The sequence below is a fragment of the Pseudomonas sp. R4-84 genome (assembly GCF_054130985.1).
In genome coordinates, this window is the sequence record NZ_CP096390.1 from 3,030,236 (window position 1) to 3,050,786 (window position 20,551).

Genomic DNA, 20,551 nt, shown 5'->3' on the forward strand with positions numbered 1-20,551 from the left:
AAATCCTCAGGAGCTTTGGTCAGCAATCCGTCAAACGCGGGCATTAGGCTGAAGCACATTTCCCCGACGATGCTCATTGCCATGACCCGACAGGCACCCCGGCAACGCGGCTTTACCCTGATCGAGGTATTGGTGGCGCTGCTGATCGTTGCGGTGGCGATGTCGGCGGCTGTGCGCGCCAGTGCGCAAATGAGCCAGAGCAACGCGCTGCTGCGTGATCGCTCGTTGGCGCTGTTGGCGGCCCAGAACAGCCTTGCAGAAGTGCGTCTGCGCGGGACCACAGATAAGGGCAGCGCCATGCAACGCTGTGATCAAGGACGCTTGAAACTCAGCTGCGAGCAGCAGGTAACCCGCAGTGGCGACCTGCTGAGAGTGAAAGTGCTGGTGCATGAACGTGAACATGACGGACCGCCGCTGGCGCGCCTGGAAACGCTGCTCAGCCGCCCTGTCACCCCGCCATGAATCAGCGCAACGACGGCAGCGCCACCGGCACCGGCAAACGAGCCATCGACAGGCGAGACTCAACGCCGGCCCGCTCGATGACCACGGCATCAGCCTCGATTCCTCTCAGGCGCACGCCTTCGCCCAATGGCTCACCCGCACGAAAAGCCCGCGGCGGCGAGTCCTCGATGCTGAGAATCGCCACCGCGCCATGGGGCCCGGCCAGTAGGCCGCTGAGCTTGATCTCCAGGTTGTGCGGGGAACTGGCGAACCATTGCGCCGCGGCTTGGCCAGTGGCTGCCAAGGGCGGCAAGGGTTCGCTATTGGCCTGGGCTTGCACGGGCGCCGAATCGTTGAGCAAGAAGCCCCAGGTGACAAGCCCCGCCACGCTGGCCAACACGGCGACAGCCTGGACCAGCGTGGCCGGATCAAGGCGATGGAAATGGCGCATGAGCGAATCCTCCGTGACGTCCAGTGCTTCAGGCTACCAGCGCTTTCTCACGGTTTTATTGCAAATTCACCCCAGCGAAAGGCGTAGAGACCATGAATGAATGGCGACACCGACAACGCGGCTTCACGCTGATCGAATTGATGGTCGTGCTGGTGATCATCGGCATCGCCAGCGCCGCCATCAGCTTGAATATCCACGCCGACGCTGCCAGTGGCCTGCGCGAAGATGCCAAGCGCCTGGCCTTGCTGCTGGAAACCGCCCAGGCCGAAGCGCGCAGCGACGGTCGTCGCATTGCCTGGGTCGCGGACAGCCAGGGCTACCGTTTCGTGCGGCTGGACGCTGTCGGCGTGCAGGACCGGGAGTTCATCAACGACCCGCAACTGCGCCCCAGGCACTGGAGCGCGGGACCGGTGCAGGTGCGCATCCACCCAGGCAAAACACTGGTGCTCGATGCCGAATGGATTGCCGCGCCCCTGCACGTCATTCTGTCCAGCAACCAGGCCAGCGTATCGGTGAGGCGCACCGCGGCTGGCCGCATCGAGGTGCATTGATGGTCCGGCAAAACGGCTTCACGCTGATTGAAGTGATGGTCGCCATCCTGCTGATGACAATTGTCAGCCTGATCGCCTGGCGCGGGCTCGACGGTGTGACCCGCGCCGACGCCCACTTGCAGGACAGCGCCGAACAGCACGCGCAACTGATGCGCGCACTCAACCAACTGCAGCGTGACTTCGCCCTGCGCGCCACCACTGAACTGGCCGAACCGCCTCCACCCGACGAACCCTCGGCCAGCCGCCCCCCGGTGCCCGCTGCGATCAGTATTCGCAGCAGCGACAGCGACCCTTTGCAGTTGGAATTGATACGTGCCGCGGCGGACCAGGACGGCAAGATGCAACGGGTGAGGTGGTGGATTGAAAGCGGCACGCTTTTCCGTGCCTCGGGCGTCGCGCGGTCACGCTATCCCCTACCGGCGCCCAAGGAGCGTGTCGCGGTGTTGAGTGAGCTTGAGCGCGTTGATGTGCGGGTATGGCGCACCGACCGGGGCTGGAGCCATCTGACTGGCAGCAAGGAGGAAAATCCGGCGGGTGTGGAAATCAGCTTCAGCCGCCGCACGGCATACGGCACCGAGCGCTACCGCCAGGTGCTGGCACCGCTTCAATAGCAGCCCACTGGAATGAAAACGCCTAGCTGACCAGCACGACACCGCCCGGTAGCTCGGTAATGGTCGCGCCGTAGGCATCGCGAATCAGTACGGCGACATTCGCCAGTTGCGCCAGGCTGAAGCGCGCCTGAACCTTGCGCCGCCCGAGCTCAGCGTTCATCAGTACGATCATGCCGGGACGGTAGCGGTTGATCTCATCGATCACGCTCGCCAAGGGGGCATCGTTGAACACCAGCAACTGTTGACGCCAAGCCATGACTTGCTGGGTATCGAAGGGGGTGGGTTGGCCTTGTCGCTGCGCGGTATAGGTCAATTGTCGGCCCTGCTCCAAGCTCACGCGCCGCCCCTGATGCTTCAGTTGCAAGCGGCCCTCCAGGCACGTTACGCACACGCTACCCTCGGTGGCCCGCACATTGAACCGCGCCCCATCGGCGAACAACTCGCCATTGCCGGCAAGCACACGCAACGCCGTGCTGGCCTGGATTTCCAGTTCACCGCTGAGTACTTCGATGGCGGCGTCACCAGGGGCCTCGCTGCGCTGGCTGATGCGCGTCTGGGTATTGAGCTCAAGCACCACGCCCTGGGTCAGGTCGACGCGGCGTTGCTCGCCGACACCGGTATGAAAATCCGCGCCCATGGGCCAGCCGTCCAGCAGCGACGGGCGCGCGACCAGCACCGCAACCGACGCGGCAATCGCGCCGCCGAGAAACGCTCGGCGCCCGAAACGCCGCGGGTGGTTGACGACCTCTGCCGCCTGCTCCTGCTGGAGCTTTTGCTCGGCGGGCGCCATGGCCTGCCACAACTGGCGGGCCAGGAAAAAGGCCCGGGCGTGCTCGGAACTTTGCGCACTCCAGCGCCGAAAAGCCTCGGCGTCGGCGTGGGTGGCGTGCCCTGAAGTCAAGCGCACCAGCCAATGGAACGCTTCTTCCCGGAGCTGGTTAGCCGTGGCAGTGGCCGATTCAGATGCGCTTATAGACATGTTTTTCAAACGTGAAATGACTCAAGAAGGTATGCGCGACAAGCGCCTTATCACCTAAGACTGTTTTCCCGCGCCGGGACCGAACCGCTGAATCACTTTTCTTTCCAGGCGATCGGCACAGTATTGCAGCGCAGCCTTGAGTTCCTTCTCAACCATCCGGGTGGAGATGCCGAATCGCTGGGCGATCTCCTGATGCGGTGTTTGCTCCATGCGCGACGCCATCAATATTTGCCGGCGCCGGGGCGCAAGCTCGGTCAGCGCCTGCATCAGCGCGCGAATTTCAATCTGGCCACCGACGATCACCGCCGGGTCCTGATGTTCGTCGGCGGTTTGCATCAGTTCTTCGATTTCAGTGCCGGTGAGCAAGCGTGCATCCTGCGCACGACGGTCAGCCGCGATGTTCAGGGCCATGCGGAACAGGTAGGCGCCAGGCTTCTGCACGTCCACCGGCTGTTCCATGCGGTCTACCCGAAGATAGGTTTCGTGCAGTACGTCGTTGGCCAGGTCATCGGAGCCCAGACGCCGACGCAAGCGTGCGCGAAACACATCATAGGAAGCCAGGAACACCTTGAGCATGGTGCTCTGCTCCTTTTCCTTCATGGCTCTACCGCTCCTTCCCATGGGTTGCATTCCGTGCCGGCCGAAGCGGCGCCTGGCACCACCAGCACCGTCACCGGCTGCGGCAACGAGGACGGCGGAACCCGGCCGATGTCCAATGTGCCCAGCCCCTCGATAATCGCCGCATCGCGCCGGGCGTCACCGGTGGAGGCCAGCAAGCGACTGCGCCGCACCTCGCCCGATGCCCCCACCCACAGCTGTAACGCTGCTCGATAATGGCCCGGGCGAGTCACCGTTGACCGGCAAAGCGCCTGCTCCAACGCGACCTGCAATGCACGGGCAAAATTGTCCTCGCGCACTGTAGGACCACCGTTGCGCGAAGACGCATCGGCGCGGAGGGTCAGCTTTGCCTCTTTCACGGTGAAAGCGTCTGCGCCGGTGTAGAGCGCCGCCAAGCCGCTACCGGCCAGCAATTGCTCCAACGCCTGGCGGGCATTCAAGCGTCCGTGCACCGCGGTCGACCGTCGCCCATGTGCCAGTTGACGGTCCACCAGGATCGCCACCCCGCTGGCCCTGCTGTACAGCTCCAGGGCAACGGTCATTTCCTGGGCGGGTATCGCAAACTCGACAAAACGCGCCAGCCGATCGTCCACCTCGACGGGCGCAGGCGTGGCAGACCACGCGTCGCGTTGCGGCATCAATGCATGGAGCAACAAGAACAGTACCGTGGGCGCGAGGCAGCACCTGCTCAGCGCTTCTCTTGACATAGACATCTTCCGGCCCGAACGGCGTGTCGACGCCCTGCGTTGGCGCATCATGAGACGTGTACATGTCGTTTGTGTGACGAGCGCTGCAAAAAAAACATCGTCATACCTCGCTCCAATACGAGGTAGATTCAGGCTTCTACCGTTAGAAAGGAGCTCCGCCATGGACTGTCGTGTATTCGCGCTGCTGCTTGCTGCCCTTCCCTTGTGGGCCCAAGCCGCCGAGCCGGCGAATGAGGGATGCATCAATGTCGAGGTGAACGGGTACAAGGCGCTGTCCTACGAATGCCTGAGCGAACAGATGGCCAACCCGAAGGGTACGCCGGCAGCGCGCAAGAACCAGGAAGCGTTGAACGTGCCGATAGAGCAGCGAGCGCCGAACAGGCTGGGTCTGTACAACCAGTCGGCCACGCGGATTCGCATGGGCAATACCTTCGGCCACTCGGCGTTGCCGCAACGCCCACCGCAGTGACCTGGAGGCTTAATCCAACGACCGCATACCCGGTGTGTTTGCCTCCCTGGTCGAATCGATCAACCAGGCCCTGAACGCCTCGACCTTTTTCGAGTGGGCTGTCTCGACGGGTGTCACCAGATAGAAACCGAGATCGGACTTCAACCTCAGGGCAAATGGCGCGACCAGTCGACCTGCCTTCAGATCGTCGTCGACGTAGGTCGAGCGGCCGATGCAAATACCCAAGCCGTCGATGGCTGCCTGCACGGCCATCATCGCCAGGTCGAAGGTCAACCGTGAGCCTTCGGCCAGGGCGCTCGGTTGCCCGGCGGCCCCCAGCCAGAGGCTCCAATCGTCCCGCGTCATACCACTGACCTGCAACAGGGTGTGATGGGTCAGATCGCCGGGCGCCTTCAGGGCATTGGGCCCCGCCAGCAATTTCGGACTGCACACCGGAAAAACCTCATCGGACATCAGCCAGTCAGCGCGCAAGCCCTTCCAATCGCCGGTGCCGTAACGAATGGCCGCGTCGGTGCCACCCTTGCGAAAATCCACCATATCGGTGGAGGCCGAGACACGTACATCGATGTTGGGATGGGCCTCCTGGAACGAGGCCAAGCGAGGCAGCAGCCATTTGGATGCGAATGACACCAGGGTACTCACCGTCAGCGCACTGTTATGGACCGAATCCAACAAGGTTTCCGTGCTATGACGCAACTCATGGAATGCCGAACGAACGCCTGGAAAATAGGCACGACCTTCATCGGTCAACGCCAGGCCGTCCTTGAGCCGCAAGAACAGGCGCACCCCCAATTCCCCCTCCAGCCGCCGGATCTGATGACTGATCGCCGTTTGGGTGACATTCAACTCAAGGGCGGCCTGGGTAAAGCTCATGTGACGGGCAGCCGATTCGAATGCCTTCAGGCCATTGAGAGAGGGGATTCTGGCAGCCATGACGGTCAACGGCACTCATGAGGTTTTGTCATACCCTAGCACCCGATATGTCCTTTGAAAATCTTCCCGTTGGCGCCGATCCTCAGCGGCACTCAACGCCATCAGGAAAATCCCATGAAATTGTATTTCGCGCCCATGACCTGTTCATTGTCCCCGCACATTGTGCTGCGAGAGCTGGACATTGCCTTCGAGCTGGTACGCGTCGACAACAAGACCAAGCGAACCGCCGACGGGCGGGATTTCCTCGCCATCAATCCCAAGGGTTACGTCGCGGCGTTGATGCTGGATAACGGCGAAGTGCTCACCGAAGGCCCCGCCATCGTCCAGTACCTCGTCGATCAGGTTCCGGGCAATCACTTGACGCCGGCCAATGGCACCTGGGGACGGGTGCGGTTGCAGGAATGGCTCAATTTCATCAGCTCTGAAATCCATGGCGGCTGTGCCCCGCTGTTCAACGACGAGATCCCGGAAACCACCAAGGCCATCTTCAAGCAAAAGCTGTTCAAGCGTCTCCATCACTTGGCCGGTGCCCTTGAACACCGCAACTATTTGCAGGGGGATTTCGGCCTCGCCGATGCGTATCTGTTCTCGGTGCTCAAATGGCTGCCGTTTTTCGCCATCGGTATCAATGATTGGCCGGCGCTGGCGTCGTATATGGCTCGGATCGAGACGCGACCCAGCGTCATGGCCGCGATCGAAGCCGAGGCGAACGCCGGCCGAGGCTGATCATTGAGCCACGAACGGATAATGCTCGATCCGACAAGGATGCTCGTTGCCGTCGCCCTTGCAGATGCCGTCCAGGTAACGGTATTTGATCCGAATCGCCTGGCCTTTTGCGGGCCATTTTCGCCGCGCAAGCGTTGACTGATAGTCAGCGGTTTCCGGGATGAAGCTGATCACTGCGCCGACTTCTGGGCATTCCACCTTGGGCGAGGCCGGGCTGGTTTTCAGAACCTGGGCTCGGAGACCAGGGAACGGCTGCTTGACCACTTCAGTGACCCGCAATTGCATGTCGCAGATCTGCCACGTCGCGGCGTGCACCGGGACGCACAAGGCTGAGAGCATCAGGATGAATGGCACGGCATGGGCAGGGGGCAGGTTCATTTCGATCCTTTGTAGGCGGCGACGTCGCGTACGGCATCCTCTCACACCCACGTACGCAAGGCTCTCCAAACAAAAAAAGCCCCGCGACCGAATACGGTGCGGGGCAAAGGGAATTGGTTGGTTGCGGCCAACCAAAGGAGCACGGATAAAACGTCTACGGGCCGGTCAGATGCATTCCTGGGCGGCGCGTTCAAAATTCGAAGGCAAGAGATTGGAGGCCAGCAGATGCCGGTCGTAAATGAACACCTTCCCACCGTTGCCAGCCTTGTAGGCTTCGAGCACGTTGTCCGCCGCAATTTTGCTCGGCACGACGATGCGGTAGCTGCGCTGGGTCTGCGAGACCGTCGGGTTCAGGGCGCTGCCCTGCAGCTTCGGTACGACGCATTCGGCGTATTCGGCCGGTGTCTTGCTGGTCTGCAAGGTCAGGGTCGGATCGTTCGGAGCCGAAGCGCAACCTGCTAGCAACAAAGGGGAAAACGCCAGGGCAAGGAAAGATAAAGGGCGCATGATTGAGGTCCTGCAGTGGTGGGCTGCGTGTTCGATGGCGCTGATTTTCCAATGATTGCCGACAAAGCAGAACTTGCATTTCGTAATGGTCACTATTACTGATGGCAATAGTTGAAAGCCCCAGAAGGACCTCGCAAAAGCGCTCGGCCAAGATGAAACCGACGGACCTCCCCCGACGCAGCTGACCGTCGATTAACGCCTCACCACAGGAGCCCGGACTACTCGCTCACCACACTCGCGCCCTGCTGATACTCCCGAGGCGTACAACCGAACTCGCGACGAAACACCGTGTGCAGGTATTGCGCCGACTTGAAGCCGCAATTGCGGGCGATGTCGGCGATCGCCGAGTCGGTGTTTTCCAAGCCGTTGGCCGCCGCGGCCAATTTGAAGCGCAGGATTTCGTCATGAACGCTGCAACCTCGCTCCTTGCGAAAATGCGCTTCCAGGGATGAGCGCGAGACACCGACATACGCCGCCACTTGCGCGGTCTTGATGCCCTGGCATGCGTACTGGCGGATGAACAACAGCGCTTGCATCACATAAGGATTGCCCAGCGGCTGGTGCAAACTGGATGTCTGCACATTGATAGCATCCGGCGGGATCAGCACCTGCGTGCCTGTGGACGGCATGCCATGCAGCATCTGGTGGAGCAGCCGCGCGGCGGTCCGACCCATCGTTTCGGTGCCCTGCACCACGGAGCTCAGCGGCACCCGAGTCAGGCTGCGGGTCAGTGGATCGTTGTCGATGCCGATTAATGCCACCTGCTCCGGAACAGCAATGCCGGCGGTCAGGCAAGCCTGCAACAGCTGGCGGGCTCGCGCATCGCTGACGGCGATGATGCCGATGGGTTTGGGCAGGCTTTGCAGCCAGGCGATCTGCTGTTCGACGGCGCTGTCCCAGAGCGGCGCGCTGGTGCCCATGCCGCGATAGACCTCGGCGTGCAGACCATCGCGCAGCATCAACCGGCGAAAGGCTTTCTCCCGTTCCTGGGCCCAGCGATTGGCTTGGGATTCCGGCAGGCTGAAACAGGCGAATCGCGTCAGTCCGGCTTCGATCAGATGTTCGTAAGCCAATTTGATCAGCCCATGGTTATCCGTGGCGACATAGGGAATGCCCTTGGGATAGGCGCGCTCGTCCTGGTACGAGCCGCCCACCGCCACCACGGGCATCTTGATCCCGGCCAGCGCCTCGCCGATCAGCGGGTCGTCGAAGTCGGCGATGATCCCGTCGCCCTGCCAACGCTCGATCCCTTTCAACCTGCATAGGAAATCTTCCTCGAGAAACAGATCCCAGGACGCGCGGGTACTGCTCAGGTAGTTACCGATGCCGCTGATGATGCCTCGGTCGTAGATCTTGCTGCCGTTGAACAAAAGGGCGATGCGGTGGACGGGCGGGACGATTTTCATTGTAAGAACCCTAGGCCGGTGGACAGAGACTAGGCGCGCGGACGGCGAATCTCAATACTCAAAATCGAACTGTCCTTTGATGATTTTCATAATCAGCGGCCCCAGGGGCGGCGTTAGTATCAGGTCACCGCCAAGAATAAAAAGGAAACCGTCCATGTCGTACTTCCCCGATGTTCAGCCGATCCGCTATGAGGGCCCGGGCAGCGACTCGCCGCTCGCTTTCCGGCACTACGATGCCGACAAACTGATCCTCGGCAAACCCATGCGCGAGCACCTGCGCATGGCGGTCTGCTATTGGCACACCTTTGTCTGGCCGGGGTCCGATGTGTTCGGTGCGGGAACCTTCAAACGCCCATGGCAGCACGCAGGGGACCCGATGGAAGTGGCCATCGGCAAGGCCGAGGCGGCGTTCGAGTTTTTCTCCAAGCTGGGCATCGACTACTACTGCTTCCACGACACCGATGTCGCGCCGGAAGGCCACTCGTTGAAGGAATACCGCAACCACTTCGCGCAAATGGTCGATCACCTCGAGCGTCACCAGGAACAGACCGGCATCAAGCTGCTCTGGGGCACCGCCAACTGCTTCAGCAACCCGCGTTTTGCCGCCGGCGCCGCCAGCAACCCTGACCCGCAAGTCTTCGCCTGCGCCGCCGCCCAGGTGTTCAGCGCCATGAATGCCACCCAGCGCCTCAAGGGCTCCAACTACGTATTGTGGGGCGGCCGCGAAGGTTACGAAACCCTGCTCAATACCGACCTGGCCCGCGAACGCGAGCAACTGGGCCGGTTCATGCGCATGGTGGTCGAGCATAAATACAAGATCGGCTTCAAGGGCGACCTGCTGATCGAGCCCAAGCCCCAGGAGCCGACCAAGCACCAGTACGATTACGACAGCGCCACGGTGTTCGGCTTTCTGCAGCAGTTCGGCCTGGAAAAAGAGATCAAGGTCAACATCGAGGCCAACCATGCGACCCTGGCCGGGCACAGTTTCCATCATGAAATCGCCACGGCGGTCTCCCTGGGGATCTTCGGCAGCATCGACGCCAACCGGGGCGATCCGCAGAACGGCTGGGACACCGATCAGTTCCCCAACAGTGTCGAAGAAATGACCCTGGCCACCTACGAGATCCTGAAGGCCGGAGGCTTCGGCAACGGCGGTTTCAACTTCGATTCCAAGGTACGCCGCCAGAGCTTGGACGACGTCGACTTGTTCCACGGCCATGTCGCGGCCATGGACGTGCTCGCCCTGTCCTTGGAACGTGCAGCCGCCATGGTGCAGGACGATCAGTTGCAGAAATTCAAGGACCAGCGCTACGCCGGCTGGCAGCAGCCGTTCGGCAAGGCGCTGCTCGCGGGGGACTACAGCCTCGAATCCCTGGCCGAGCATGCATTCACCAACGAGCTGAATCCGCAGGCGGTCAGCGGTCGGCAGGAAATGCTCGAAAACGTCGTCAACCGGTTCATCTACTCCTGACGGCGGGCGACTTTGCGGGCGCGGGGAGGCTGTTACATTCGCGCGACAAATCTGTGCCCGCAACGCCGCGCAACGCTCTACAGTTCTACCGGCATCACGTTCTCGTCAGGCAGTGTCTTTCAAAAAACAATAAAAGGACGCACCACCATGAAAACATTCAAACGTACCCTGCTCGCCGGCGCCCTCGCCCTGCTATCGCTCCCGGCCATGGCCGACGCCACCCACCCCAAGATCGGTTTCTCCATCGATGACCTGCGCCTGGAACGCTGGTCCCGCGATAGAGACTACTTCGTCGCGGCGGCAGAAAAACTCGACGCCAAGGTTTATGTCCAGTCCGCCGATGCCAACGAGCAGAAGCAGATTTCCCAGATCGAAAACCTGATTTCCCGTGGCGTCGACGTCATCGTGATCGTGCCGTTCAACGCCACTGTGCTGACCAACGCCGTCGCCGAAGCCAAGAAGGCCGGGATCAAGGTGGTGTCCTATGACCGGCTCATCCTCAACGCCGATATCGACGCTTACATTTCCTTCGATAACGAAAAGGTCGGCGAGATGCAGGCCGGCGGCGTGTTGAAGGCAGCGCCCAAGGGCAACTACTTCCTACTCGGCGGCGCGCCTACCGACAACAACGCCAAAATCCTGCGTGAAGGCCAGATGAAGGTGCTGCAACCGGCCATCGACAAGGGCGACATCAAGATTGTCGGCCAGCAATGGGTGAAGGAATGGAACCCCACCGAAGCCCTGAGCATCGTCGAAAACGCCCTGACCCGGAACAACAACAAAATCGACGGCATCGTCGCCTCCAACGACGCCACCGCCGGCGGCGCCATCCAGGCCCTGGCCGCGCAAAAGCTGGCCGGCAAGGTGCCGATCTCCGGCCAGGACGCCGACCTGGCGGCGGTCAAGCGAGTGATCGACGGCACCCAGACCATGACGGTCTACAAGCCCTTAAAGCTGATCGCCTCCGAAGCCGCCAAGCTTTCGGTACAACTGGCGCGCAACGAAAAACCCACCTACAGCTCGCAGTACGACAATGGCAACAAGAAAGTCGACACCATCCTGCTCACGCCTACCGCGCTGACCAAGGACAACATCGACCTGCTGGAAAAGGACGGGTTCTACACCAAGGCGCAGATCGCGGGGCAGTGACCCGGGAGCAGCTCTTTGGATAGCAAAAATCCTTGTGGGAGCGAGCCTGCTCGCGATGGCGGCGGCACAGTGAATGCAGATGCAAGCTGACCTACCGCTTCGCGAGCAGGCTCGCTCCCACAGGTTTTATGTTGTGTGAGCCCCTTTCTTACGAGCCCTCGCCATGTCTGATTACCTGCTGCAAATGAACGGCATCGTCAAGACCTTCGGCGGTGTCAAGGCCCTGAACGGCATCGACATCAAGGTCAGGCCGGGTGAATGCGTCGGCCTGTGCGGCGAGAACGGCGCCGGCAAATCCACCTTGATGAAAGTCCTATCGGCGGTCTATCCCTACGGCACCTGGGAGGGTGAGATTCTCTGGGACGGCCAGCCGCTGAAGGCGCAATCGATCAGCGAAACCGAAGCTGCCGGCATCGTCATCATTCACCAGGAACTGACCCTGGTGCCCGACCTGTCGGTGGCCGAAAACATCTTCATGGGCCACGAGCTGACCTTGCCCGGCGGACGCATGAATTACCCCGCGATGATCCACCGCGCCGAAGCCCTGATGCGTGAACTCAAGGTGCCGGACATGAACGTCTCGCTGCCGGTTTCGCAGTACGGCGGTGGCTACCAGCAATTGGTCGAGATCGCCAAGGCCCTGAACAAACAGGCCCGCCTGCTGATCCTCGACGAGCCTTCCTCGGCCCTGACCCGCTCGGAAATCGAAGTGCTGCTGGACATCATCCGCGACCTCAAGGCCAAGGGCGTGGCGTGCGTCTACATCTCCCACAAGCTCGATGAAGTGGCCGCCGTGTGCGACACCATCGCGGTGATACGCGATGGCAAACACATCGCCACCACTGCCATGGCCGACATGGATATTCCCAAGATCATCACGCAAATGGTCGGGCGGGAGATGAGTAACCTCTACCCCACCGAACCCCACGCTATCGGCGAGGTGATTTTCGAGGCACGCCATGTGACCTGCTACGACGTCGACAACCCCAGGCGCAAACGCGTCGACGATATTTCGTTCGTGCTCAAGCGCGGCGAAATCCTTGGCATCGCCGGGTTGGTGGGTGCGGGTCGCACGGAGCTGGTGTCGGCGTTGTTCGGCGCTTACCCCGGTCGTCACGAAGGCGAAGTCTGGCTGGACGGCCAGCGCATTGACAGCAGCACGCCCCTCAAATCGATCCGGGCCGGCCTGTGCATGGTCCCTGAAGATCGCAAGCGCCAGGGCATCATCCCGGACCTGGGCGTCGGCCAGAACATCACCCTGGCGGTCCTGGAAAACTTCTCGAAGATGACCCGCATCGACGCCGAGGCCGAGCTGGGCAGCATCGACCGGGAAATCTCGCGCATGCACCTCAAGACCGCGAGCCCGTTCCTGCCGATCACCAGCCTTTCCGGTGGCAACCAGCAGAAAGCCGTGCTGGCGAAGATGCTCCTGACCAAGCCCCGGGTATTGATTCTCGACGAACCCACCCGGGGCGTGGACGTCGGCGCCAAGTACGAGATCTACAAGCTGATGGGCGCGCTGGCGGCCGAAGGCGTGTCGATCATCATGGTGTCCTCGGAACTGGCCGAAGTGCTGGGTGTGTCGGACCGCGTGCTGGTGATCGGCGAGGGGCAACTGCGCGGCGATTTCATCAACCAGGAATTGACCCAGGAACAGGTGCTTGCCGCCGCGCTCAGCCATCCCGAAAGCAATAACAACAATGATCGGAAGTCCGCGTAGATGAACCAAGTCAAACAAGTGTTCACCCGCTACAAAATGCTCGCCCTGGTGATTGCCGTGGCGGTCATCTGGTTGTTCTTCAGCTGGCAGACCGAGGGCGGGTTCCTGACTCCGCGCAACCTCTCCAACCTGCTGCGGCAGATGTCCATCACCGGCATCCTGGCTTGCGGCATGGTGCTGGTGATCATCAGTGGCGAGATCGATTTGTCGGTGGGCTCGTTGCTCGGTTTATTGGGAGGTCTGGCGGCGATACTCGACGTGGTCTATCACATCCCGCTGCTGGCGAACCTGAGCCTGGTCGCCCTGTGTGGGCTGATGATCGGCCTGGCCAACGGCTACATGACCGCCTACCTGCGCATCCCCTCCTTCATCGTCGGCCTGGGTGGCATGCTGGCGTTTCGCGGAATCCTGCTGGGCATCACTGGCGGCACCACCATCGCGCCGGTATCGCCGGAGCTGGTTTACGTCGGCCAGGGTTACCTGCCCCACGCAGTCGGCACGGGCCTGGGCGTGTTGTTGTTCGCGCTGACGCTTTTCCTGACCTGGAAACAGCGCCGCAACCGCGCGCTGCATGGCCTCGCGGCCCATTCCCTGACGCGGGACGTGGCGCGGGTGGTGTTGATCGGCGCCGTGCTGGCCGGGTTCGTCTATACGCTCAACAGCTACGACGGGATCCCGGTTCCGGTGCTGCTGCTGTTGGTTCTGCTGGGGGTGTTCAGCTACGTGACCAGCCAAACCGTATTCGGCAGGCGCGTCTATTCCGTGGGAAGTAACATGGAGGCCACGCGCCTGTCTGGCATCAATGTACAGGCAGTGAAGCTCTGGATCTTCGGCATCATGGGCGTGATGTGCGCCCTCGCCGGCATGGTCAACACCGCGCGCCTTGCCGCCGGCTCGCCCTCGGCGGGCAACATGGGCGAACTGGACGCTATCGCCGCCTGCTTTATCGGCGGCACATCCATGCGCGGTGGCTCGGGCACGGTCTACGGCGCGCTTCTGGGCGCGCTGGTCATCACCAGCCTGGACAACGGCATGTCCATGCTCGACGTCGACAGCTATTGGCAGATGATCGTCAAGGGCAGCATTTTGGTCCTGGCCGTGTGGGTGGATGTCAGCACCCGCACCGCCCGACGCTGACCCATACCGATTCGGGGCAACCATGGATGGCCGCCCCACTCCCCGTCGTGATTGATCACAATCCGTGTGCAACGCCTTCACCGCTGGGCTCTTGATGCGACGCCGGCAGTCAATATGCTGTGGGCAGACCCGCCAAAAATGAAGAAGCGCCTGCATGAACAGCCCCCGAACGCTCTATCAAAAGCACATCGACAGCCATACCGTTTGCCCGTTGGACGATCAGGGCCATGTGCTGTTGTACATCGACCGCCAGGTCGCCAACGAATACACCAGCCCGCAAGCCTTCAGCGGCCTTCGTGAAAACGGCCGCAGCGTCTGGCGGCCGAGCGCGACGCTGGCGGTGGTCGATCACGTCAACCCGACGGCGCCCCAGCGCATCGCAGCCATGCCGGATGCCGGCGGCGCCCGGCAGGTCTCGTACTTCGCAGAAAACTGCCGGGACTTTGGCATCGAACTGTTCGACGTGCTGGACAAACGCCAGGGCATCGAGCACGTCGTCGCCCCCGAGCAAGGCTTCATTCTGCCGGGCATGGTGGTGGCCGCGGGCGACAGCCACACCACGACATACGGTGCGTTGGGGGCCTTTGGTTTTGGCATCGGCACGTCTGAAATCGAACACCTGCTGGCTACGCAAACGCTGGTCTACAAGCGCCTGAAAACCCTGCGCGTCACGGTCAACGGCACGCTTGGGGCAGGTGTCACCGCCAAGGACATCATCATGGCGCTGATCGAAAGAATCGGCGCCTCGGGCGCCACCGGTTATGCGATCGAATTCACCGGCCCGGCAATCACCGCCCTTAGCGTCGAAGCCCGCATGACCATCTGCAACATGGCCGTGGAAGCCGGCGCCCGGGGCGCGTTCATGGCGCCGGATGACAAGGTTTTTGCCTATCTGCAAAGCAAGCCCCGCGCTCCCAGGGGCGAGCTGTGGGAACGGGCCGTGACCAAATGGCGAGCCCTGCACAGCGATGAAGGCGCGGTGTTCGACCGGGAAGTGACGCTCGATGTCGACGCATTGGAACCCATGGTCACCTGGGGCACCAGCCCTGACCAGGCTGCACCGATCGGAAGCCAGGTACCCGACCCTGCGACAGAACCCGACCTGATCCTGCGCCAAGGCCTGCAGCGTGCCCTCACCTACATGGGCCTGACGCCAGGCATGCCGCTCGCCGACGTGGTCATCAACCATGCTTTCATCGGCTCGTGCACCAACGCTCGGATTGAAGACTTGCGCGATGCGGCGCGTGTCGTACAGGGCAAGCACGTTGCCGCCCATGTGCGCGCGATGATCGTGCCCGGCTCGACCTTGGTGCGCGAGCAGGCCGAAGAAGAAGGCCTGGCGGCAATATTTCGCAAAGCCGGTTTCGAATGGCGCCAATCCGGCTGTTCGATGTGCCTGGCGATGAACGATGACGTGCTCGCCCCTGGGGATCGCTGCGCCTCCAGTACCAATCGCAACTTCGAAGGACGCCAGGGCGCCGGCGCGCGCACCCACCTGATGAGCCCGGCCATGGTGGCCGCCGCCGCGATTGCTGGTCATTTGACCGATGTTCGTTCACTGCTTCCGGAGGCCTGAAGCATGCAACCCTTCAATACTGTAAGTGGCACCGCCGCCCCGCTGCTGGCCGCCAACATCGACACCGATGTGATCATGCCCAAGCAGTTCCTCAAGGGCATCGACCGCAACGGGCTGGACCGTGGCCTGTTCTTCGACTTGAAGTGGCTGGGCAACGGCGATCCCAATCCTGAATTCGTGCTCAACAAACCGGGCTGGCGCGGCGCAACGTTCCTGGTGGTGGGGGAAAACTTCGGATGCGGCTCAAGCCGCGAACATGCGGTGTGGGGTTTGAAGCAAGTGGGCATCCGGGCGTTGATCGGCAGCAGCTTCGCCGGGATCTTCTATGACAATTGCCAGCGTAACGGGGTGTTGGTCATTCAATTGCCCGAAGCGCAACTCAAGAGACTCGCGCAGACGATCAGCCACGCCGAAACCGCCAGCATCAGCGTAAACCTGCCGGCGCAACAGATCAGATTGGCGGACGGTGAGGTAATTTCTTTCGAGATCGACGAGCTGCGCAAGCGATCCTTGCTGCTCGGCCTGGATGCCATTGGCACGACCCTTCAACGTGCGGACCAGATACGCCGCTTCGAAAGCCGGCACCTCGCGGAAAATCCCTGGCTGTAGCGTAACGTCCAACCACTGAGCAAGACTGTGGGCGAGCCTGCTCGCGAAAGCGGTGCTGCTCTTCTACCCAGCCGACAAGTCCCGAAAACACGTCTCAAGAAATTCAACGCAAACCCGCAGCTTCGCCGACTGACTGAGCCGGGTCGGGTACACCGCCCAGACGTTGGCGCTTTGCGAATACGCCGGCAGCACCTGAACCAACCGCCCCTGTTCAAGCAGGGGCCCGGCGTCCCACATCGAGCGCAGCAGGATCCCGCCGCCACTCAACGCCCATTCCAGGACAATCTCGCCGCTGTTGGAGGACAACGGGCCGCCGACACGCACTGTCTCCTGCACCCCATCCTTGCTCAAAGTCCAGATGCCGAAGGCGTTGTCGCGCTCCTTGAGCACCAGGCAATCATGGTCCTTTAGGTCATCGAGCGAACGCGGTGTGCCCCGTCGTTCCAGATACCCGGGGGCTGCGCAGAGCACGCGTCGATTGCTCACCAGCTTGCGGCCCAGGTGCTGCCCTGGCAGGTCATCACCGACGCGGATCTCAAGGTCGAACCCCTCGCCAACGATATCGACGACGCGGTCGAACACATCCAGCCGGATGTCGAGGCCAGGATACGTCTGCGACAGCTTGCCGATTGCCGGCGCGACATGGTTGCGGCCAAAACCAAAGCTGCTGCAGATATGCAACGAGCCGGTGGGCTGATGGCGAGCCCGGGCGATTTCACCGACGAACTCATCGAAATCCCCCAGCAGCTTTTCGGCCCACACCCGCACGCGCTCGCCGTCGTCGGTCAATGCGATGCGCCGGGTCGTGCGATGCAGCAGTCGGGTAGCGAGCGTCGACTCCAATACCGAGATGCGCTTGCTGATATAGGCCGGTGAATAGCCCAATGCCTCGGCCGCGCTGGCAAAGCCATTCTTTCGGACGACAGTCAGAAAGACCTTCAGGTCCTCCGGCAAGGGGAATTGATCACGGGTAGTGTTCATCGGCTCTACCGCAGCGCTATTCTTCGCAATTTCGCGAAGAATAGCACTGAAGCGGCCCGGCTCAACCGCCGTATTTGCCCAGCAATTTAAGCGTCACGCCGTTCGTCCAGCCAAAGCCATCCTGCAATTCATACTCGCCCCCGCCCCCACCGTCGCCTTGACCGGACAAGTCGTACTTCTCGACCAGTTTGTCTTCCTTGCGGTAGAGATCCTGGACCTGTTGCAGAAAACGGCTGCCAACCTCCCTGGCCAGGTCGGTTTGGCCGTAGCGCTCCAACCCCTCGACCGCCACCCATTGCAGGGGCGCCCAGCCATTGGGTTCATCCCACTGCTGGCCGTTATTGACCTGGGTGGTGGCGATGCCGCCGGGACGCAGCAAGCCCTTGCGCACGGCGTCGGCAGTGCGGTTGGCGCGTTCGCTGGAAGCCAGGCCGGTATAGAGCGGGAACAGCGTCGCGGCAGTGAGTGCCGGGCGCTGCCGGTTCTGCTGCCAATCGTAGTCCACGTAATAGCCGCCTTCGGCGTTCCACAGGTACGTCTCGATGGCGCGCTGGCGTTGCTCGGCCCGTTGCCCATAGGCTTGGGTACACGGCGTGTTCCGCACCGTTTCACAGGCCTTGGCGATGGTGCGCTCCAAGTGATACATCAGGCTGTTCAGGTCCACGGGTGCGATGGAGGTCGTGCGAATGGTCGCCAGGTTTTTATCGTCTCCCAGCCAGCGGGAACTGAAATCCCAGCCGCTTTCAGCGCCTGCGCGCAAGTCGCGCCAGACTTCTTGCTTGGGCCTGTCGGCTGCCTGTTCAGCGGTCTTGACGTCCTGCAGCCACGACTCCTGACGAGGCGTGGGGCTGGCGTCCCAATAGCGGTTGAGCACGCTGCCATCGGCAAGCTTGACGACGTGTCGCCCAGCCTCACCCGGCTTGAGGGTCTGCGCCCCTTCCATCCAGTAGGCATATTCTTTTTGCAGTTGCCCAAGGTAACGCCCGTAGGCCTGCTCGCCCTCGATATGCGCCTGCAATTCCACCATATAGGAAAAGAATGGCGGCTGCGATCGGCTCAGGTAGTAGGTGCGATTGCCATTGGGAATGTGGCCGTAGGTGTCGATCATGTAGGCAAAGTTGTCGGCCATCTGGCGAACCTGCGTCTGGTCACCGCTTTGCTCCAACCCCAGCATGGTGAAATACGAATCCCAGTAATACATTTCTCGGAAACGCCCGCCTGGCACGACATAGGGCTGCGGCAACGGCAATAGACTGCTGTATTGCGGAACCTCAGTGTAGGTTCGGCTGAGCACCGGCCAGAGATTGTCGATGTGTTCCTTGATCGGCGCGCCGGGTTTTGGAGTCGGGCTCTCAGCCTGGCCTGACTCGACGAAGTTGTCCTTCACGAACGCGTTGAGATCGAAATCGGCACTGTCGCGGCGGGCCAGGTAATCGGCGCGAATCTGCGAGGGGTCGCGCTTGGGCAGCGCATCGACGAAGTGTTTTTGGTCAGTGAACAACTGTTTGCCTTGCACCGCCTCAAACAACTCGGGATAGGCCTGGTCGGGCGGCACGGGGGTGCGACTTCGCGCGTCCTCGTAGCTCCATGTCGCAGGCGATTGGCTTGAGCATGCTGCGCACAGCAACGCGGTGAAGGACAGGCTGGCGAGATAAACAGAACGCATCTGAGGCTCCTTGATGTGATCACTTCCTACAGCAATGACTGAAGAAAATGAGCCTCGGTTCACTCGAACTTCCTTTCCTCACTTCAATGGAACCCCCGTTTCACCCTCGCTCTCTATCGCAGAACCAACAGAGCGGAGGTGTTGATCATGATTTCCCCGGCAACCGGAATGAGGACGGGCGAACGCTATGCCGTCGAAAGCGTCGAGCGAGCGCCACATTTCCCCGGCTTTTTCCTTGATGGAAAGTATTACCTGGGCCCAGAACTGAACACCGCGGTGGGCTGGCTGGAGGGCGAAAAGTTTGTCTATGACCAACTCGACCCCGAGGGCGAGCCGGTGTACCCGGACAGGGTCGCCGGCACCGTCCAGGACCTGACGCTGATCATGGCGGACGGGGTGCGCCTGAAGCTTTCGCCCATGCAGCCCGAGATCCATCAGTCGGCAGGCGAAACCGCCCCGAGCCGTAAGACGACGTCGTATCCCTTGTCGGAGAAACTGGTGGTCATCACCGGCGCTTCGAGCGGGATCGGCCGCGCCACCGCCCAGGCGTTTGCCAGGCAGCGCGCACGCCTGGTCCTGGCGGCACGCGACCGTGCGGCGCTCGATGAGGTCGTTGCACAATGCCAGGCCCAGGGAGCCGACGCGTTGGCGGTGTGCACAGACGTCACCAGCAGTGAGCAGATGCAGGCGCTTGCCGCCGAAGCCGCAACGTTCGGTGACGGTCGCATTGACATCTGGATCAACAATGCCGGCGTGGGTGCGGTAGGCAGCTTCGAGCAGACGCCGCTCGATGTGCATGAGCAGGTCCTGCAAACCGATTTGCTTGGCTACCTGCGCGGCGCCTACGTGGCCTGGCCGTATTTCAAGAAGCAACAACGCGGCATCCTGATCAATACCCTGTCGTTAGGCAGTTGGGTCGCCCAGCCTTACGCCGCCGCCTATTCCGCCAGCAAGTACGGACTGCGCGGGTTGTCCGAAGCCTTGCGCGGTGAGTTGGGGGAATACCGGGACATCCACGTCTGCGACATCTATCCCGCGGTCATCGATACGCCGGGTTTTCGCGATGGCGCCAACTTCACCGGCCACGCGCTGAAGCCACCACCACCGGTCTACGACCCCCATCGCGTCGCCGAGGCGATGGTCAGTTGCGCACTCAACCCCAAGCCCACCACCACCGTGGGCAGCGCCGCGACACTGGCAAGGATGGCGCATTTTCTTGTGCCCGGGTTTGCGCAACTCTCCGGCTGGCTGACACGCCGGGGCCTGGATCGCAGCCCGGCAATGGCTTCATCCTCCGGAAACCTGTTCTCCCCGCCCAGCGGCCAGCGACGTGTCGAAGGCGGTTGGCGCAAGCCGACGCGGCGATCCGCGCCCCTGCTGGTGGCGGGCGCCGCATTGTTGATTGGTGGGTGCCTGGTGGCGCTGGGTCGGGAACGAAGTCGTCGCTGAAGCGGCGTCTGGGTAT

At 61.8% G+C, this 20,551-nt stretch carries 22 protein-coding genes; 12 read left to right on the plus strand and 10 right to left on the minus strand.

What is annotated here, in order from left to right; translation table 11 throughout:
• The first annotated feature begins 81 nt into the window (after nucleotides 1-81).
• A complete protein-coding gene (gene gspI, locus M1D68_RS13685; protein WP_457967106.1) occupies nucleotides 82-462 on the plus strand; it encodes a type II secretion system minor pseudopilin GspI in 381 nt (126 codons plus the stop codon).
• A 1-nt stretch (nucleotide 463) separates the two neighbouring features.
• Here the strand turns inward: gspI and M1D68_RS13690 are convergent, their stop codons facing one another.
• On the minus strand, nucleotides 464-892 hold the full coding sequence (locus M1D68_RS13690) for a type II secretion system protein N (RefSeq protein ID WP_420763748.1): 429 nt from the start codon (nucleotides 890-892) through the stop codon (nucleotides 464-466).
• 92 nt (nucleotides 893-984) lie between these two features.
• On the opposite strand from M1D68_RS13690, the gene gspH reads away from it, so the two are divergent.
• Complete coding sequence (gene gspH / locus M1D68_RS13695) at nucleotides 985-1,443, plus strand: type II secretion system minor pseudopilin GspH (protein ID WP_457967108.1); 459 nt, start codon at nucleotides 985-987, stop codon at nucleotides 1,441-1,443.
• Nucleotides 1,443-2,054: a prepilin-type N-terminal cleavage/methylation domain-containing protein gene (locus M1D68_RS13700; protein ID WP_434606009.1), complete on the plus strand. Its 612-nt coding sequence runs from the start codon at nucleotides 1,443-1,445 to the stop codon at nucleotides 2,052-2,054. The genes gspH and M1D68_RS13700 overlap by 1 nt, the downstream gene beginning before the upstream one ends.
• 22 nt (nucleotides 2,055-2,076) lie before the next feature.
• On the opposite strand, the gene M1D68_RS13705 is transcribed toward M1D68_RS13700, so the two are convergent.
• Genes M1D68_RS13705 through M1D68_RS13715 form a run of 3 tightly spaced genes read right to left on the minus strand, consistent with a single transcriptional unit; the run spans nucleotide 2,077 to nucleotide 4,358 of the window.
• Nucleotides 2,077-3,033: a FecR family protein gene (locus M1D68_RS13705; RefSeq protein WP_457967110.1), complete on the minus strand. Its 957-nt coding sequence runs from the start codon at nucleotides 3,031-3,033 to the stop codon at nucleotides 2,077-2,079.
• 54 nt (nucleotides 3,034-3,087) lie between these two features.
• On the minus strand, nucleotides 3,088-3,633 hold the full coding sequence (locus M1D68_RS13710) for an RNA polymerase sigma factor (RefSeq protein WP_420763744.1): 546 nt from the start codon (nucleotides 3,631-3,633) through the stop codon (nucleotides 3,088-3,090).
• Nucleotides 3,630-4,358, minus strand: a complete 729-nt coding sequence (locus M1D68_RS13715; protein ID WP_457967113.1) for an STN domain-containing protein — start codon at nucleotides 4,356-4,358, stop codon at nucleotides 3,630-3,632. Before M1D68_RS13715 ends, M1D68_RS13710 begins: the two co-directional genes overlap by 4 nt.
• A 160-nt stretch (nucleotides 4,359-4,518) precedes the next feature.
• On the opposite strand from M1D68_RS13715, the gene M1D68_RS13720 reads away from it, so the two are divergent.
• Entirely contained in the window at nucleotides 4,519-4,827 is a 309-nt protein-coding gene (locus M1D68_RS13720; protein WP_434559139.1) for a hypothetical protein, read from the plus strand.
• A gap of 9 nt (nucleotides 4,828-4,836) precedes the next feature.
• On the opposite strand, the gene M1D68_RS13725 is transcribed toward M1D68_RS13720, so the two are convergent.
• Nucleotides 4,837-5,760 (minus strand): transcriptional regulator GcvA, encoded by a 924-nt coding sequence (locus M1D68_RS13725; protein ID WP_457967115.1) that lies wholly within the window; start codon nucleotides 5,758-5,760, stop codon nucleotides 4,837-4,839.
• Nucleotides 5,761-5,874: 114 nt separating this feature from the next.
• Between M1D68_RS13725 and gstA the strand changes: the two genes are divergently transcribed.
• A complete protein-coding gene (gene gstA, locus M1D68_RS13730; protein ID WP_457967117.1) occupies nucleotides 5,875-6,486 on the plus strand; it encodes a glutathione transferase GstA in 612 nt (203 codons plus the stop codon).
• On the opposite strand, the gene M1D68_RS13735 is transcribed toward gstA, so the two are convergent.
• The 3 genes from M1D68_RS13735 to M1D68_RS13745 form a co-directional block, all read right to left on the minus strand.
• Nucleotides 6,487-6,864, minus strand: coding sequence for a hypothetical protein (locus M1D68_RS13735; protein ID WP_457967119.1), 378 nt, complete (start codon nucleotides 6,862-6,864; stop codon nucleotides 6,487-6,489).
• 165 nt (nucleotides 6,865-7,029) lie between these two features.
• On the minus strand, nucleotides 7,030-7,371 hold the full coding sequence (locus tag M1D68_RS13740; protein ID WP_420763740.1) for a YajG family lipoprotein: 342 nt from the start codon (nucleotides 7,369-7,371) through the stop codon (nucleotides 7,030-7,032).
• A gap of 218 nt (nucleotides 7,372-7,589) precedes the next feature.
• The gene (locus M1D68_RS13745; RefSeq protein ID WP_420763739.1) at nucleotides 7,590-8,777 is read right to left on the minus strand and encodes a XylR family transcriptional regulator; all 1,188 of its coding nucleotides are present in this window, start codon (nucleotides 8,775-8,777) and stop codon (nucleotides 7,590-7,592) included.
• Between the two features lie 154 nt (nucleotides 8,778-8,931).
• Between M1D68_RS13745 and xylA the strand changes: the two genes are divergently transcribed.
• From xylA to leuD, 6 genes are all read left to right on the plus strand, one after another.
• The gene (gene xylA, locus M1D68_RS13750) at nucleotides 8,932-10,248 is read left to right on the plus strand and encodes a xylose isomerase (protein ID WP_457967122.1); all 1,317 of its coding nucleotides are present in this window, start codon (nucleotides 8,932-8,934) and stop codon (nucleotides 10,246-10,248) included.
• 147 nt (nucleotides 10,249-10,395) lie between these two features.
• A complete protein-coding gene (gene xylF, locus M1D68_RS13755) occupies nucleotides 10,396-11,397 on the plus strand; it encodes a D-xylose ABC transporter substrate-binding protein (RefSeq protein WP_305494967.1) in 1,002 nt (333 codons plus the stop codon).
• A gap of 163 nt (nucleotides 11,398-11,560) precedes the next feature.
• Complete coding sequence (xylG, locus tag M1D68_RS13760; RefSeq protein ID WP_457967124.1) at nucleotides 11,561-13,117, plus strand: D-xylose ABC transporter ATP-binding protein; 1,557 nt, start codon at nucleotides 11,561-11,563, stop codon at nucleotides 13,115-13,117.
• A complete protein-coding gene (locus tag M1D68_RS13765; RefSeq protein WP_420763736.1) occupies nucleotides 13,118-14,254 on the plus strand; it encodes a sugar ABC transporter permease in 1,137 nt (378 codons plus the stop codon). It begins immediately after the preceding gene.
• Nucleotides 14,255-14,408: 154 nt separating this feature from the next.
• Nucleotides 14,409-15,830 (plus strand): 3-isopropylmalate dehydratase large subunit, encoded by a 1,422-nt coding sequence (gene leuC / locus M1D68_RS13770; protein WP_457967127.1) that lies wholly within the window; start codon nucleotides 14,409-14,411, stop codon nucleotides 15,828-15,830.
• Between the two features lie 3 nt (nucleotides 15,831-15,833).
• A complete protein-coding gene (gene leuD, locus M1D68_RS13775) occupies nucleotides 15,834-16,439 on the plus strand; it encodes a 3-isopropylmalate dehydratase small subunit (protein ID WP_457967129.1) in 606 nt (201 codons plus the stop codon).
• Nucleotides 16,440-16,502: 63 nt separating this feature from the next.
• Here the strand turns inward: leuD and M1D68_RS13780 are convergent, their stop codons facing one another.
• Both M1D68_RS13780 and treA read right to left on the minus strand, forming a co-directional pair.
• Nucleotides 16,503-17,420 carry a LysR substrate-binding domain-containing protein gene (locus M1D68_RS13780; RefSeq protein ID WP_445571906.1) on the minus strand — a complete coding sequence of 306 codons (918 nt, stop codon included), beginning with the start codon at nucleotides 17,418-17,420 and terminating at the stop codon, nucleotides 16,503-16,505.
• Nucleotides 17,421-17,481: 61 nt separating this feature from the next.
• Nucleotides 17,482-19,086, minus strand: coding sequence for an alpha,alpha-trehalase TreA (gene treA / locus M1D68_RS13785; RefSeq protein WP_457967131.1), 1,605 nt, complete (start codon nucleotides 19,084-19,086; stop codon nucleotides 17,482-17,484).
• 147 nt (nucleotides 19,087-19,233) lie between these two features.
• Between treA and M1D68_RS13790 the strand changes: the two genes are divergently transcribed.
• On the plus strand, nucleotides 19,234-20,535 hold the full coding sequence (locus tag M1D68_RS13790) for an SDR family oxidoreductase (RefSeq protein WP_457967133.1): 1,302 nt from the start codon (nucleotides 19,234-19,236) through the stop codon (nucleotides 20,533-20,535).
• Nucleotides 20,536-20,551 lie beyond the last annotated feature (16 nt).